10 protein-coding genes are annotated in these 17580 nt (G+C 41.4%); 2 read left to right on the forward strand and 8 right to left on the reverse strand.

Annotation, left to right across the window (positions count from 1 at the left end):
- Positions 1 to 9: 9 nt before the first annotated feature.
- Together ACGE0T_RS08465 and ACGE0T_RS08470 are read left to right on the forward strand one after the other, a co-directional pair.
- Positions 10 to 633, forward strand: a complete 624-nt coding sequence (locus ACGE0T_RS08465) for a DUF1349 domain-containing protein (protein WP_459190443.1) — start codon at positions 10 to 12, stop codon at positions 631 to 633.
- Between the two features lie 17 nt (positions 634 to 650).
- Entirely contained in the window at positions 651 to 1040 is a 390-nt protein-coding gene (locus ACGE0T_RS08470) for a VOC family protein (protein WP_459190078.1), read from the forward strand.
- 123 nt (positions 1041 to 1163) lie between these two features.
- On the opposite strand, the gene ACGE0T_RS08475 is transcribed toward ACGE0T_RS08470, so the two are convergent.
- From ACGE0T_RS08475 to ACGE0T_RS08510, 8 genes are all read right to left on the reverse strand, one after another.
- Complete coding sequence (locus ACGE0T_RS08475) at positions 1164 to 2369, reverse strand: GNAT family N-acetyltransferase (protein WP_459190079.1); 1206 nt, start codon at positions 2367 to 2369, stop codon at positions 1164 to 1166.
- 806 nt (positions 2370 to 3175) lie between these two features.
- Positions 3176 to 5509: a glycosyl hydrolase gene (locus ACGE0T_RS08480; RefSeq protein WP_459190080.1), complete on the reverse strand. Its 2334-nt coding sequence runs from the start codon at positions 5507 to 5509 to the stop codon at positions 3176 to 3178.
- A gap of 16 nt (positions 5510 to 5525) precedes the next feature.
- Positions 5526 to 7142 (reverse strand): RagB/SusD family nutrient uptake outer membrane protein, encoded by a 1617-nt coding sequence (locus tag ACGE0T_RS08485; protein WP_459190081.1) that lies wholly within the window; start codon positions 7140 to 7142, stop codon positions 5526 to 5528.
- A gap of 12 nt (positions 7143 to 7154) precedes the next feature.
- Entirely contained in the window at positions 7155 to 10466 is a 3312-nt protein-coding gene (locus ACGE0T_RS08490) for a SusC/RagA family TonB-linked outer membrane protein (protein WP_459190082.1), read from the reverse strand.
- Positions 10467 to 10663: 197 nt separating this feature from the next.
- Positions 10664 to 11656 carry a FecR family protein gene (locus tag ACGE0T_RS08495; protein WP_459190083.1) on the reverse strand — a complete coding sequence of 331 codons (993 nt, stop codon included), beginning with the start codon at positions 11654 to 11656 and terminating at the stop codon, positions 10664 to 10666.
- Between the two features lie 104 nt (positions 11657 to 11760).
- Positions 11761 to 12321: an RNA polymerase sigma-70 factor gene (locus ACGE0T_RS08500; RefSeq protein WP_459190084.1), complete on the reverse strand. Its 561-nt coding sequence runs from the start codon at positions 12319 to 12321 to the stop codon at positions 11761 to 11763.
- Between the two features lie 58 nt (positions 12322 to 12379).
- The gene (locus ACGE0T_RS08505; protein ID WP_459190085.1) at positions 12380 to 14152 is read right to left on the reverse strand and encodes an ankyrin repeat domain-containing protein; all 1773 of its coding nucleotides are present in this window, start codon (positions 14150 to 14152) and stop codon (positions 12380 to 12382) included.
- A gap of 155 nt (positions 14153 to 14307) precedes the next feature.
- Positions 14308 to 17565: an efflux RND transporter permease subunit gene (locus ACGE0T_RS08510; RefSeq protein ID WP_459190086.1), complete on the reverse strand. Its 3258-nt coding sequence runs from the start codon at positions 17563 to 17565 to the stop codon at positions 14308 to 14310.
- Positions 17566 to 17580 lie beyond the last annotated feature (15 nt).

Raw genomic sequence — 17580 nt, forward strand, 5'->3', positions numbered from 1 at the left:
CTGTTGCTTATGACTGTTTTGTCCCAGCCCGTAAAGTCGCAAAGTTTAGAGAAAATGAACTGGTTTAACGAACCGGAGAAATGGGAAATAAAAGATAATACACTTTCCATGTTTGTGACTCCCCAGAGCGACTACTGGCGGATATCCCACTACGGATTTACAGTGGATGACGCACCTTTCTATTATGCCCTATATGGTGGGGAGTTTGAAGCGAAGGTGAAGATTACCGGCGATTACAAAGCCCGTTTCGACCAGATGGGGTTGATGCTTCGTATCGACCACGAAAATTATATTAAAGCAGGCATCGAGTATGTGGATGGAAAATTCAACCTGAGTACGGTTGTCACCCATAAAACCAGCGACTGGAGTGTGATAACTCTGGACAAGACGCTTCCGTATGTCTGGATAAAAGCTGTAAGACGCCTGGATGCGGTGGAAATATTTTACTCTTATGACGATAAGACTTACACCATGATGCGTAATGCCTATCTGCAGGATAATACGCCGGTTATGGTAGGGTTGATGGCTGCATGTCCCGATGGAAAAGGGTTTGAAGCAAAGTTTGAACATTTTACGGTAAAGCACCTGCCGGACTTACGCCGTCTGGAATGGTTGAAAAAGAATGCGGAATAAAATAAGATTTTGATAGTATGAGAATAGAACATTTAGCCGTCTGGGTAGACGATATAGAAGCAATACGCCAATTTTACCTGACTTATTTTGAAGTATCCTGTGGTTCGAAATATTTCAACCCTAAAAAGAATTACACTTCATATTTCCTTGCATTCAAGGATGGAGACTGTCGTATCGAGTTAATGCACAGGCCGGATGTTGCAGATAATACGGCAAAAAGAGGACTACTGAAAGGACTGGCACATTTGTCCATCTCCGTAGGCAGTAAAGAAAAAGTAAACGAACTGACGGAACGTTTGCGTAAAGACGGATATACAATAGAAGGGGAGCCGCGTACTACAGGCGACGGATGCTATGAGAGCGTTGTGTTGGACCCGGAAGGTAATTATATAGAGATTACCGAATAAAGAAACATCTTTCTTATCATTATGAGAACTTTCTTCCACCCCGATGAAATTTTTTCTCATCGGGGTGAGAATTTTTTCTCATAAGGAAGGAACTTTTGAGAAACTATAGAAAAATATCTCAGATTAAAAGTAATCGGAGAAATAGGGTTTCTTTGTCGGAATAAGTTTTTCCAGCAAGCGTAATGTTTTTGCATTCGTTTTTAAACGTTCGGTCTTATGTAAATAGGCAGGCGATTTATAACTCATCAGCATCGTTGAAAGTGTACGGATATCCAGTTCTACAGCATCTCCAATGGGGTCCTTAACCACTTCGATTTCGTTGTTTACATTTTGACGGACTCCGAAAACACCATTATTCCATTCGGCAGTCGTATCTTTAACTATAAAATGAAACGGCCTGATTTCATCATCCCAAGGATAAGTCTTCAGAAATTCGGCAACATCGACAATCCGTGCCATATAATAGGGTTCTATTGTTTCGACAATATGGCTGTCTTCCAATTCAAATGCTATAGGTTCGTTTAAATAGCTGTCGCCCCGTACTTCATCAATCATAGAAAAATGAGCACCTACAAAGTTCCATAAACCATGTTTTGCCTCCTGCGTAAGGTAAAAGGCTTCCTTAATATGGAAAATATCTCCTTCCACCCAATAAAACAGGCAACCCTGAGGTTGGTTGTCGGAATCATAATAGACGGCTGCCGTCCGTTCATCCTCATTTTCCCAACGCCAATATTCGTCCCATTCTATTTTATTACGGATAAGAGCTCCGTGCATTTGATGGGCGTAGCGGTCGTATACGAGTTTAACGTCTTCATCGGTTACATCCAGCCTTTCCACAAATCCCGGAACATTCACATGTTTGGGTAGTTGCGTATCTTTAAATGAGTAAGTCATATGGTCGGAGATAATCTCCCAGCCTTTACGCCGGTAATAGGGAATGGAATAGGGGAAAAGGTAAGAAACATACTGTCCGGCTTGGCGCATCTTTTTCAGAGCTTCTATAATCAGATCGTTCATCAATCCCATATTTGCATATTCAGGGTATGTGCCGACTCCGGTGACGCCTCCCATATCAAATATTTTGCCGTGTATATTTACCTTACAGGGATAAATACAAATCTGCGAAATCAATTCATCTTCGGGTGTGAACCATCCGAATACTTCAGCTTCCTGCAAGACGGGACGTTTCGAACGGATAAGTTCGCCGTCCTGGTATCCGCTTTCCTGCAAATCCCGGTCTGTGACCTGGAAAACATACCGCATTAATTCATTGTACTGGTCTATATATTTAAGAGTTACCGGCTTTATTTGTAGTTTATGTTTCATCCTGTCTCTTGTTTTATTTGGTTTGTTTTATTCTGTTTTCATTGTCGTGGCAAGATAATGCTTTTTCTTCAAAAGACGGAAACAAAAAATGTCAAACAAGTGCAGACAGGGCCAATTTTGTCAAAATGATAAAATACCCTATTCATATATCGCCTGTACGGGATAATTCCCGGAGGTCTTGAAAATACGCAACTCTCGTGAGGTTTTGTTTTGTCTATTTGTTGTTGGAAATGGCGCAGAGCTTACTTGTTGAATTGGACGCGGAAATTAATTTATTAGACGCGGATCACGCGGAAAACGCGGATTAAGAAATATAATACATGTATTAATCCGCGTTTTCCGCGTGATCCGCGTCTAAACATATTGTTGTATTTTATGGAAAATAATAATCTATTTAATATTCGCGTCCGGTTTGGTTTTATAACCATTCCAGAACTGCGTTTCTGCTCAATAACATCAAAAAACGAAACATATATGCTTCGATTTCAAAACATATATGTTTTAAAGTTAAAATATAGGTGTTTTTATATGCAAAAATAGTAGGAATTAGTACCGGTACTAATTGAATTTACTCTCCGGGAAAGTGAAAAAAGGTCCCGGACAAGTATAAAAAGCCTGCTTTTTAACATGAAAAAGGACCTGATTCTTCCTGAAATCTCTTTTATGTAAAAATATGGAGTTAGCAGAAAGGCTATTATTGTGATAAAGTGTTGACTGATGGGGCGAAATGATGATATTTTGTAATGTGGAGAAAGGGAGATGTGCCGGAAACCAATACGGATATTCCGGCACATCTCCCTGCCTTTTTATTGGGATACCGCAAATATAGAACTTACAGGTGCCAACTGTAAATTTATTTTGGTATAGGTTTCACCTTGATTGTCTTTCAGGTATTCGACATTTTTCCATTTTTCAATCATTCCGGTATGCGGGTTCCAGCATTCCAGCTTCAAATCACCTTTCAGAGTAACCCATGTGTTTACCGCTTTGTCTGTAGAGTTTGCGAACAGATAAATATCCTTCCCGTCTTTTTGTTTATGGATATAGGATAACTGTCCCAACTTCTCGGACGGAAGATTCCGGTACTCATTTACTCCCAAAAGCGGACGGGTTAAAGCATCCGGTTGATTCAGGGCTTCTACTGCATCGATTTTTACATCCGGATCGGGGAGTAGGGCTGCAATAGCTTCTGCTAATGCATCTTTTTCCGCCAATGGCAGGAAGATAGCTTCCCCTCCTTTGTCATTCCGGGTTGAAGTACTTTCCTGCGGCATATTTCCCACCGGGTCGATATTGAAAATTTGCCGGATAATGGTAACGACTTCTTCATCCCTTCCGAACTCGGACGATTTGGATGGTAGTAAATGGGTAGCCAATATTTTTCCGCCGGCATTATAATATGCCTGGATTTTCTTTAGTGTTTCTACGGAAAGTACTTTGGCTGCCGGCATAATCAGTAGTTTATAAGCCTGATGTGTCTGTTTCGTATCCAGGAAGATTTTACCATCTTGTATCCGGTATTTGTCTTTTTGCAGCTCTTCCGGATGGACAAAGGTAAAGTCCTGTCGTATCTGTCCGGTCAACATATCTCCAATCCGGTTGTAATCGGTATAGGGAGGTACATCTTTGCCGATGGTCGGACGGTTGGGATTATCCTGTTCGTACCAGGCTTCCAATGATTCGATCGGGTAGAGGAGTGCTATATCCGCAACCCGGTTTCCTCCTTCCAGCAAAGATACCGAACGGCCTACATAATCGCTGTAGTGGTGTAAAGCCGGGCCAAGTAACTTACTGTAGTGGGCAATCAACGGCGGAATTTTTACAATATCCGGATTATACCACATGCCATGAGGAACAAGGAAGTTTACACCGCGAACCATTACTTCCATAGCTCCGCGATACAACATAAACGAGTCCATTTCTGCAATATAATTACCATAGATTTCTACGGCTACATTCGGACGGTCGTGTACATCGGCGGCAGAACTAATCAATTTGAATCCTGGGCGACCATAAGGGTATCCGTGAATCGCATCCATTAGGGGTACAGGGGTATGACGGTAATACTTAAAGGGATCGCCATACATGTCGACGGTTGTCGGTTCATAATTTCCAGGTGGGTGCCCCATGCTCAACAGCCCGTGCTGTGTACTCCATTCCGCTACTTTCTTCGGATAGCCTTCGCCTACCATTTCAGCACGTAAACCATAGAATGCGACACGGGTGGCTTCTGTTTCTTCACCTATATTATACCATAAAGCCGGATAATAGAGGACAGCCTTTTTATTGTAACGTTTCTCGAAGTTTTGTGTCAGAGCCTGGTTCCAGAAACGGGAGTTGCCCAGATACCCAACATCATCAAAGAAAGTCCTTCTTACCGTATTCCCAAAATAGTCCTTGAAGCGGGCTGCATATTGTTCGTACGTCATGGAGATGAAATGGTCGATTGCTTCAGGGTCCATATAATCCAGGCGGGAATCTACATTATATTCCAGATAGAAAGACATGATTTTCCATTTTCCTGAAGGGGCATTCCATTGTAGCATGCCATTGTGTACATTGTCTGTTAAATCAATGCGTTCCAATGTTTCCATATCCATGGCAACCGCTCCCATGAAAAGGTCTTTAACCGGTACCTTCATCTTCACAGCCATAGGACCGGAAATGTCTTTTTCCTGCTTGGACAATCTTTTCTGGGTATATTGCGGGTATTCTTTCGTTAGTTTGCCGCCCATCACTCCACTGGGAAAATCCACATCATCATATAAAATCACTTCTGTTCCCAGTTGATGCGAACATTCAAGGATATCCCGGTACCGGTCGAAATATTCGTCGGACAGATATTCGGGCGTTGTTCCGGGGCAGATACCTGTACCTCCCCACATCTGAGCGGGGGTTAACGGCAATATAGCCACTCCGCCGAAGCCGTCTTTCCGGTAAGCATCTGTTATTTGTTCATAAATTCCTTCCTTGGTCAACTCTCCGTTGATATGCCAGAAAGGTTGTGGCCGATACTTGTTGGGCGGGCTTGCGAAGTTGGTTTTCCACTCTTTTTGATTATCAGATGTGGAGCTGCAAGCCCCACATCCTATTAATAGAAAGAGTATTCCCGCTACAATTTCTTGATTGCGTTTTCTCATTATTTAAGTATTATAATTAATTATATCCCGGGTTTTGTTCCAGGCTCTTGTTACTTTTCTGTATTTCGGAATAATGGATAGGCAACAGGTAAAATGCGTCTTTCCATTCTTTCTCGCGCGAAGTTAATGATAAAGTATAACGTTTGTACGAATATGCATTACCTTCTTTTTCAATAATTGTTCCGATTATCGGAGTATTATCCGCAATTTTCCAACGACGTAAGTCAAAATAACGGTGTCCTTCAAATGCCAGTTCTATTTGCCGTTCATGGTAAATCCGTTTCAGCAGGTTCTCTCCTGTATCTTCAATGTCCGGCATATCGACACTTTTACGGCTTCTTACTTTGTTTACATATTCACGTGCCACATCTTCATGTCCCAAATGATATTCCGCTTCAGCATAATTCAGGTACATTTCAGCCAAACGGAAATAGGGGTGAGGGGTTGTGTAGTGATAATTGAAAGAATAAGTGCCTAAGGATTCGTCCTGAAATTTCCTCATGTAATAACTTGTCATTGTCATATCCTGTGTCAGCATATCCGCACCTTTCTGGAAGGTTTCGATGATACGTCCATCAATAGACTTGGAACCGTTGTAGTAAATGCAATCATAGAAACGCGGGTCCCTGTTCTTGTAAGGATTTGCCGGGTCATAGATTGAATTTGGATTTACTTCGCCTGTTGTGCTATTCAATACCGGAATCTCTCCATCGGTTGTTTCATACGCATCCACGATATTTTGGGAAGGCGTACCCCAACCACGGCCACCATCGGCAGGTGAAGCAAAATAGGCATCCCGTACGTGGCTGTAGGTTTCACTGAACTCACGGGCGAATATATATTCGCTGTTTCCGGCATCCAGAAACATTTTCCGGTAATCGTCGCACAATTCATATCCCTTGTCGAATAATTCTTTTGCTGCATCGGATGCTTGCTGCCATCGGTCCTTATCGTTGTTCGGATTGTTTAACGGGCTGGCATAATAAAGCAGGACTCTGGCTTTTAATGCACGGGCGGCATTGGCACTTGCCCGGTTCCGCTCGTTCGGCCGGTCGGGTAATGTTTCGATTACATCCTTCAAATCTTTTAGAATATAAGTGACGCATTCGTCATAAGTATTCCGTTTTACCTGCGACCAGTCGCTATCGATACTATATGCTTCTTCAACAATCGGAACGCCTCCGTATGCCCAAATCAGCTTGGCATAGGTATAAGCCCGGAGAAACTTGATTTCTGCCGTCATTTCTTTTTTGAAATCGTCCGGCACTTCCGAGGTTTCGATATTCTTAAAGTAGGTATTGATATTACGGAGATAGCTATATCCGGTGTTCCAGAAATGCAGGATATCATTTACACCGCCTATATTATCCGAAGTCAGGATATTCTCCCGTATATTATTGCAACCTCCGTCATTATATTTTTGATAAACTTCGTCGGTAAAGAATGGCAGGAAGAAAAAGTTTCCTGTATTCCCCAATGTATTATATTGGTCGTTCACGAACATTTTAATCAGATTCTGGTCCTGCCATAGAACAGGGTCGGAGTAACTATCTGTCGGAGTTATATCCAATACATCGCTGCAAGATGCCAGAAACATCATTGAACATGCAAATCCTATATATAATTTCTTCATAATGTAATTCCTTTAGAATGATATGTTTATACCTAAGTTAATCAATCGTTGCGGGTTCAACGCCCAACCGCCATAACCGGCACCGGTGGCTTCCGGGTCGATACCCATGTTATGCATGTGGTCCAAAGAGAATAAGTTTGTTCCGCTTATATAAATGCGGGCATTCTCTACGCCTAATTTGCTCTTAACCGTGTTTGGCAGCGTATAACCGATTTCTGCGTTTTTCAATTTAAAGAATGCTGCGTTAATATTTGTAAATGTTGTACCACCTATACGGTTGGGAGTTCCTAAACGTGGTTTTGTTCCGTTCGGATTTTCCGGAGTCCACATATCTTCAGTCCACCATTCCATTAAGTTGCCGGCTCCACCGGATGATGGATCCACCCAAGCATCATTAATCGTATTAATTACTCTGGCTTGTCCCTGGAACATCAAAGCAATGTCAAACTGTTTCCATGTAAAGCCAAGGTTTAAACCATAAACAATTTGTGGAATATCCGTCAAATCCTGTCTGATCTGGTCTAAAGAAGTAATATCTCCGTCACCGTTTGCATCCCATATCTTAATGTCGCCAGCCATAGTTCCCGGACGTTTCGGTACGCTTGGGTCATTAATATCCGCTTCACTATAAATACCGATTGCTTTGTATCGTAAGGAACTGCCAATAGGATGTCCTTCTGATTTCTGATATTCTTCAGCCATCGGCACTTCATCGGAGAATACAACTTTATTCTTTGCCAGTGTGAAGTTTCCGGAAATAGAGTAGGAGAAATCTTTCTTAATGGTATTCTGATGATTAATCATAAATTCAAAACCATTATTCTCTGCAATACCTATATTTTCATCCGGCAACGATAAACCTGTAAAAGCAGGAACGGAAGCATTACGCTTAGCCAGGATATCTTCACGGCGTGATTTGAACCAGTCTACTTCAAATCCTAAACGTCCGCCTAAGAAACGGGCTTCCAAACCGACATCATATGAAGTGGCTGTTTCCCAAGTGATATTAGGATTCGGCGTACCTTTCTGATATAGGCCGGAGGCTTGCGAACCGTTGAACACGGCACCCGATGCCAAACCGTACATCACTAAATATTGATAGGCGGCAACCGCATCATTCCCCATCATACCCCAAGAGGCACGCAATTTCAGGTTATCCAGCCAGTTTACATTTTCCATAAACTTTTCGCGGGTGATGGTCCAACCGGCAGAAACCCCAGGGAAGAAACCGAAGCGGTTTCCTTTCGGGAAATTCTGGGAACCATCATAGCGGAACTGGAATTGTAGCATGTACTTGTTGTCGAAATCATACAACAAGCGACCGAAATAGTTTAAACGGGCTGTTTCGCTGTAAGAGCCACTATTCGTTTGTGTGTTGCTATCACCGAAGGGTAATTCATCCAATGCACCGCTGGGGAAGTTGCCCCGATATCCATTCAGCATATTGGAATTGAATTTATTTTCTTCAAATCCTAAGAAACCGTCCAAAGTATGCAATTCGGCAAATGTATTCCGGTAGTTAATACGAACATTGCCTGTAATGCTTTCCGTACGTTTTTCTTCTACAGTCAGAGACGGGCTTGTAACGGTTGGAACAATTACTTTGGAATAAACATCTGTAGCCTGGTCGTAATTATACACATAAGCAACATTCTTGAATTGTTTATATTTCTGGTGATAATAATCGTATGCAAAACTACCATTTAAAGAAAGTCCCTTAACCCAAGGGATGTCGATCGTGATATTTGCCTGTGAGTTTAATATCCAGCGATTGGTCTTTGTATAACCTGCTTCTCCGGATGTTTGAACCAGTGGGTTATCCCCATCGCGTGCCGGAGCAGCAAGGTCTGTTCCCGGATATTTGGCAAGAATGGTCGGAAGGTTCAGTGCCACATGGGAATACATGGAACCACCGTTTACGGAACCGTCTCTCGGTAATACACGGTCAAGTTTCTTGGCGGATATATCCAAACCTACTTTAATATAGTTATTAACCTTTGCATCCAGATTGGAACGGACATTAAACTGGCGGTTGTAGGTAAAACCATTATTAAACGGAGTTCCCTGGTTCAATATACCACCGGACATAAAATACTGCACTTTTTCCGAACCGCCACGCAAGGAGATGTTTGCCTTATCCTGGTGTGTCCATGTCTTTTGTACGGTCCGGTACCAGTCCGTATTCGGATAATTCAAAGGGTCTGAACCATCGGCAAACTTCTGTATCTCTTCCGGTGAGTAGGTTGGATCCAATCCTTTCGACTGGTTAGCCCAGTTATGAGCTGTAGCATAAGTCGCTGCATCCGCCATTTTTACAATCCGGGATGGCTGTGCAAAAGAATGGTTGTAGGTAATGTTGATGGTCGGCTTCATACCTGTTACCCCTCGTTTGGTTGTAATCAGGATAACCCCGTTTGCTGCACGTGAGCCGTAGATGGCTGCGGAAGCATCTTTTAATACGGAAATGGACTCGATGTCGTTCGGGTCTATCCGGGAGAGAAGCCCGTCTTCTTCCGTACGTGCAATACCATCGACTACATATAAAGGTTCTGTGCTTCCTCCATATGTGCTTCGTCCGCGGACAAAGATGGAAGTACTTTCGTTTCCAACTTCACCGGAACGGGTATTGATAATCACACCCGACAAACGTCCAGCAAGGCCTGCTGCTACATCAGAAGAAGGGCTGACTGCTATCTGGTCTGATTTTACAGTAGTGATGGCGGCAGTTACAACTTCTTTTTTCTGAGTTCCATAACCAACAACGACTACTTCATCCAAAGCCTTAAGGTCTTCTTTAAGGACGATATTCAATACGGATTTGCCATTGGATGATAATTCTTGCGTATTGTATCCGATGTAAGAAACCTGCAGAACACTTCCTTTAGGAACTGTCAGACTGTATTTTCCGTTAATATCGGTTACTGTTCCGTTCGTTGTTCCTTTTTCTACAACGTTGGCACCGATTATCGGTTCTCCACTTTCTGTTTTTACCACGCCGGTTACTACAGTTGTTTTGTCGGATGCCTGTCCCGTTTGTTTGGTAATAATGATATGCCCGTTCTTAAACACAACCGAACATCCTGTTCCATCGAGTAATTGCTCCAGTACGGCTTTCACATTATTTTCCCTTGGGACATTTCTTATTATCCGGGAATCGTTTACTTCCTGGACTTTATAATCCACAAATAATTTTGTTTGTTGTTCTATTTGTTTGAATGCGGCTTTCAATGTTAGATTGTTTCCTGACAAGTTAACCCGTTGTTGCTGGGCATAGGTAAACAGACAAAAGGTTGATAAAGCTGCAGTTAATATGAACCTGGACATACTTTTCCCAGATTTTATGTGTATTAGATTAGTTAAATTCATATATTTGTATGTTTGATAATTGAATATTAATTAATGCTTAACGACTTATAGTCGGAATTTTTTATACAATTCGATTTCAAACGCCGGGAAGAGGGATTTCGCAGGTTCATCTTTCCGGTTTTCTTTTGCTCATATTTCTGGTTCTCCTTTCTTTTTTAATGGATGAATACTACATTCTTTCTTATTTTATAATGCAGTCCATTCAGTTGTTGTAATACATTCAATAGGTCTTCCAGTGTTTCGTCAGGTGCAAATTTGACATTGTAGCTTTCTTTCATATATCTTTGTGAATTACACTGGATTACTACATTAAATTTCCTTTCAATCGTAGTAATCAACTGGCTGAATGTGGCATTTTCAAAAATCAAATATCCTTTTCTTTCCATACTATATAACGTTGCGTCAACAGCGTGGATATGTATGCTGTTGTCTTTATGGGAGTAGACTAACTGTTGGTTGGGTTTCAGTATGGACGACAATAGCGGTTGTCCTTTTATATCCACCCGTACACTTCCTTTTTCCAGTGTGGCCTCCGTATAAATATCGGAAGGGTAGGATTTGACAGTAAATACAGTGCCTAAAGCCTCAACATCCATGTAAGTGGTTTTTACAATAAAAGGCTTTTCCGGATTCTTTTTTACGGTAAAAGAGGCTTTTCCTGTAAGGTAAACGGAGCGGGTGTTCATGGATGTAAAATCCTGGGGATATACCAACATAGAACCGGCATCTACCCAAACCTTGGAACTATCGGGCAAGGTAATCATTTTGCTTTCCCCGAAGGGAACAAAAAATTCGGCCATCTCGACGTTCTTCTTTGTCGCAGCCCGGTTTGTCAGATAATAAGTTGTAGAACTAACTATAAACATCAATCCGATTATTGCGGCATATTTCAGCAAGTTCCGGTAAAAAGGATTGATTTTATTGGTATCGGGAAGTAAGTAAATGCGGTTTTGTAGTTTTTTCCAGTCGTTACGGGTTTCGTCGGTAACCTCTGCCGGGCTTTGTTCCCAAAGTTCCTGCAAGAGGGTTTCTTTGAGTATTGTATCTTCTTTTCCTCCAAGCCAATGCCCGAACAAGTACCGTGCCTTTGGGGAAAAGTGTTTTCCAAAGTATGAGTTTATAATATTTTGAGACTTATTTTTCTTCATAAAAAATATCGTATTTATTATGAAGTAGGTTACCGGTTGAAATACACACAACCGAAAATCAAATTTTTTCAAATATTTTTTATACGCAGAATCAGAGCGTGTTTCTAATGAAAAGGAGTAGCAAAAAATATAAGATAAAGAATCTTGCGTAAAATGGCGAGAGCAGCTGTCAGATGATTTTCTACAGTCCGTTTACTAAGGTTTAGTTTTAGGGCGATTTCTTCGTTGGATAAACCTTCTTCGCGGCTCATCCGGTATATCCGTTGCCGTTGGGGAGACATTTGGGATACAGCTTCGTTTATTATGTACTGTAATTCCCGGACAAAAAGGGATTCTTCCTCAGATTCTGCAATTACAGGATTTTCCAATAATTCATTTGCATATTTTTCAGAAATAGTCAAACGGTCGAAATAGTTGTAAACGGTGTACCGTGCCATTTGGAAGAGATAGGAGGAAAAGGATTTGACGTCAGCCAATTTACTCCGGTCTTTCCAAAGAGTGAAAAAAATATCCTGCGCCATATCACGGCTTATTTCTTTATCATGTGTCAACCCTGTCAGAAAATAAACCAGGCGTGGCTGATATTGAAAAAATAACCGTTCAAAGGCTTCCGAGTTTCCTATGGCGATCTCCTTTAAATCCCTATGTTCCTGTGGTAGCTCCATTTCGCCACTAAGTACTGAAAAATATTAGAAATGTCAAAATAAAATTCAGTACAGACTTTTATTCATGCATCAAAAGAAAACATTCCGCCTGCTTTTTTTCTTTATCCTCAGAAAACAGGATGATACATTCAAGGGTATAAACATTTAGTTTGTTTAAATATGGAATCATTTGATTATGAAGCTGAAACATTAGTTCTCCCTCTGTGATATCCTTTTTGTTATAAGGGATGATTTTTATATTCAGGTTATTATTGCCTTTCACTTCATTATCGAACAGATTGATTGAGATAGTAGATTGTTCCAGAATTATATGATCCGGGTTCATACACTCATCTGGGTTCATGTTCTTTTGTTTTTCCGAATTTCTTACATCATAAACAAACGCTTCTAATGATTCATACTTTTTGGAAGTGAAGGTCCAGCAAGTGGAAACTAAGCAGGGCATTTCAATAATGGTTTCTTTTTTATTATTCTTCCCGGCATTTTTTTCGATTATACTTTTTACTTTATCCAACAGTTTGTTAAACTTGCCACAACAGAACAATAGAATCACCAGTAGGATAAGCCCCATTGCCAATATCCAATTCAGATTTTGCATAAAGTAGGTATTGTCGTCGACCGATAGTTTTTGTGCTGCCGAATCATATCTTACATTGACTTTTATATCCTCCTCTGTATCTCCATATATATCCATATACTTCTTTGTATCTCCGTATTCGTTGTCAAATTTGGCATTTCCCTGGTTTACGCTTATCCGTACGCCATCCTCCCGGAGAAAGTGGAAAGAATATGCAATATACCAGGTTGTATAATTTCCACCTCTACCGCTATGTTTTATCGATTTCCACTCTCCGGATAGAGTAGCGACTTTTTCCTCTCCGTATTTTCTAATCAGGATGTCGTCCAGGTTCGTATACATGCAAGCAAGAATGGGGTAAATAATCAAACAGCCTATAATATAGCGGAAAATGTGTATAAATAGGTTCGTTTTCCCTTTGATTACATATTTATCCATTAACTTGGAAAAATTGTATACAAGTAAAAGCGTAATTGCCAATAGCAGGCAGATAATGCCTGCCGTTTTATGTCCTACTTTGTTCTTAACGGAATCGACACGGGGCGTAGCTTTTATTTTAGAAGTTATTGTCTTATCGGATAAATCAATCGAGGAGTATGTATTATAAGTATATCGAATCGTATCTGCTTGTCCTGTTGCCAACAAATTTTTAAGGCTGTCCTGCTCGCGCTGTTCTGCTTTTTTCTGCATCAGTGCTTCTGCATAGGTGTTTTGCAATGAAATAATTCGATCGCATATTTGATCTGGTTTATTGTAGGAAGAAGGCAGCCCTTTTGTTGCCAATAGTTTGCATTTCATTAGTTCTTCTCTTTCCACATGAATATCTTGCAGGATATATTTTATGATTTGTGTGGATTGTTCGTCTAAAAAAACTCCTTGGGCAGCCATTACCATGATGTTTATCCTGTCTTCGTCTGTGAGGATTGCTCCTTTTTCCACCAGATAATATAGCATCTTATAGTTTTTATATAGCCCGCATTTATACACGGGCGACATACCGGACGGGTCTTTCTGGTTTATATCGACACCCTGTGCAAGCAGTAAATCGACAGCCTGTTTTTGATTTCCATATGCAGCATAATCCAACGGAGAATTATACATCATCAACATATTCTTTTTATTCCGCTGATTTATATCGGCACCGGCAGCTATGAGAGACTTCATTTGTGACAAATCGCCATTAAATGCAGCAAGCATCAATAACGAGGTTCCTTTTTCGTTGGTCGTATCTACCGGAAGCCCTTCTTTTCTCATTTTGTGTAAGGACTGGGTATCGCCTAAAATTAAATGGATATACTTTTCAGAAAATTCAGTTTCTGATGTCTGGCTATATGCAAAAGTTGAAAAAGTGAATAGAAGACCTATTAATGTTCTAAAGAGTATTTGTTTTATCATTTCAATATAGAGTTTTATTTATCCTTGCCGGATTTCTTTAATGTAAAAATCGGAAGATAGAAAAATATTCCCAATATGGACATAGCCAGACCACCGATTGTTCCTGCGGCAAGCGGGAACCAGAAGGCTTCCTTGTCTGTGCCCAACATAAAAGGAATAAATCCTAAAATAGTGGAAACGACGGTCAGGAAAATAGGAGTGATTTTAGCATTCCAGGCTTTCAGGTATGCCCTCCATACAGGCATAAGCGGTTTGCGGATACGAATTTCATTGTATTCATTCAAAATATAGATGCTGGCATTTACCGTAATACCGCACAGTAATACAAAGGAAGCAAACCCTCCCTGGTCGAAGTTGAGCTTGAACGAGTAGAATGTCAGGAAGACGCCTATGTAAGAAATAGGGATGACGAAGATAACAGCAAGCGGTTGTTTTAGTGAGTTAAACAAAATACTGGTAGTGAAAAAGATAATGACAATAATAAGCAACAACAACAAATACTGTTTATTATCTTTTTTATCCCATCCCCAATATGCGCTATCCGCTTTGGCGGTATATCCCATCGGCAACAATTTGTTAAATTCTTTCAGTTCCCGTTCCTGTATTTTGTTTCCCTGGTTGGATGCGCCGATATATTCGTATTGCAGGCACAGGCGGTATTGTTGATTTTCTTTTGCTACCTTCTGGGGCATTTGTCCTTTTTCTACGGTGGCCAGTTCTGATAATTTGTATGAACGCCCGTTGACACTCAGCGGTTGGTATTGCATATTCCATATGTCATATTCCTCAGATTGTCTGGAGTTCAACTTTAGTTTTTCCGTTTCTTTGTCGACAACAATCGTACCGCTATACATATCTTTGCCGAATACAGGGCGAAGGGTGGAGAATAGGGTTATCGGTTGTATATTTTCCTGTGCCATCCGTGCCTTGTCGAGATTGAAATAAAATTCCTGGTAGTCATCTTTCCACCATGAAAATTCGGAATTGATAAGAACCTCTTTGATACGGCGGTAGGTCAGCAGTTTGGCTTTCAGTTGGTCCGCCCATTCGTATAGTTCATCATAGTTATAACCGAGCATAATAATCCGGAAAGAACCGGCATTTTCCCGCACATCGTTACTGAATCCCTGGTCCATCAACCCCCATACATTCCAACTGCCGCCACCCAGTTCGAGTGCTTTGCTGATGATCTTGCTTTTCAATAGATAAGGGAAACCGCTCCGTTCGCTTTTCTTTGTAAAATAGATTTGTATGCCAGCCTGCCTGGCATTGTATATATTCGTCTGGAACTGGCGTATTTCACTGAATGTACTCAAGTAGGCTTCCATACGGCCCATCAAGTTGTTCATTTGTTCCAATGTCGTACCATTAGGAAGAGAAGCGCTGACAGAAAGAACCGTTTCTTCACTACGGGTAAAGTAGCTACCCTCATATACTTTTTCTACAAATAAACGAAGCGTTCCCCCCAGTGCTTTGTCTACAACCGGTTTTATTTTCTCTTTGTAAGTTTCTCCGGATATTATTTTGTTGTATCCTTCAATAAACATCGAATCTGTTGCCGTATATACCTTCTTTTTATCCTTGTTGTCGTATTCTATTTTTTCAGGAAGCAGAAAAACAGGAAGACCGAATGCCAACAGCAAAACTACGCATGCCAACTTTTTCCAATTACATAAAAACTGGATCTGTTTATAATAATACCGGTTGAAATAGACCGGAAAACGATGCAGGAAACGATTGATCCTTTTCCGTATACGTGTAACCAGTTTGGGGTGTCCGGAGTCTGCCTTTTTGAGTTTCCCTTTCCGTGTCTTCTTGTATTCCAGTCCCATTTTATCTATTAGAGATGGCACGAGGAAAAGTGCGATAATGAGCGAAACGCCCAGGTTGATGATTACCACCGCAGCAAAATCCTGAAGGTTCAGGCGTATTTTCTCATCCAGAAAGAAAATGATAACCAGAGCCCCCATAGTAGTCAGTGTTGCAGCCAGGATAGATAAAATAGCTTTCCTGTCATGGCGGTTTCGTATATGTTCCGTCATGACAATCGTGTTGTCTATCACCAGGCTGAGCGAGATTGTGACTCCGGCAAGTGAATACAGTTGCATTTCCAGCCCAAGCAGGTAGTAAAGGATAACAGCGATACAGAGGTTTACCGAAAGGCTGATAGTTATCAGGAACAGGTATTTCATTTCCCGGGTAATCAGCAAAACGAACAACAACAAGATTAATACGGTCAGTCCGGTACGGATATAAATCTTATCCAGTTCGTTCTGGATAAATTCCGTTGCATCATAGCTGGTATGTATCTCATATCCTGCAGGAAGGATGGAACGTATGTGCTCCATTTCCGCCTTAATCTGTTTAGCCAGTTCTAACTGGTTGGCTGTCTCTTCCGCACGGATAGACAGGTAGATAGAGTTTAAGCCATTGATACGGTAATAACTTTGCGGGGTTTCTTCCTGGCGTGTTACTTTCAGCAACTGATCCAGCCGTATTAGTTTTCCATCTTTATTTGTCAGGGTAATAGATGACGGGGCAAAGGTATTCTTACTGTTTACATCCGGCACCAGCGCCAGGCGTATCCATTCCTGATGAGTTTCAAATTGTACATTTCCCGTACCTAAAAACTCTTTCTGGTAGTATTGCTGGATGGCATTTTGTATATCTTCTATGCCAATGCCGAGAACGGTCAGTTGCCGGCTGTCATATTCCAAGCGCCATTCCATTGGAGTGGCACCGCTCACGTCAATCCTGTAAATTCCCTGAATACTGCTAAGGCGGGGTTTTATCTGGTCTTCCGCGAAACGTTGGATAAAAATAGGGGTAGCCGCCGCATTCAGCGTATAGCTCATAAAAGGACGCGTTTCTTTCTCGTCCGGGCGGCTCATTTCCAAAATCGGATAACTAAGCCCGTCGGGAAGGCTTGGCCAGGTTTGGCGAATAATCGTAGATGCTTCAAAACGGGCGGCCTCTATATTGGTATGCTTGTCGAGTTCGAGGGTGACATATCCCCAACCATTGCCCGAAGTCGAGTTTATCTCCTTAATCCCTTTGATACGTGCCAGCATCGATTCCAAGCGGGAGGTAACTTCCATTTCAATAACGCGTGCCGAATTGCCCGGCATGTTGTAGCTGACTGTCAATTGCGGCAAGGTACGCGAAGGAGACAGTTTGATTGGCAGCAATGGAATGAAAGCAATACCCGCCAACGCCACGCAAAGGAAGGTGACGATGATGGTAAAAGAGGATATTTTAGGAGATGTACTCATGCTTTTCTTTATTTA

It is taken from the genome of Parabacteroides sp. APC149_11_2_Y6 (assembly GCF_054506995.1).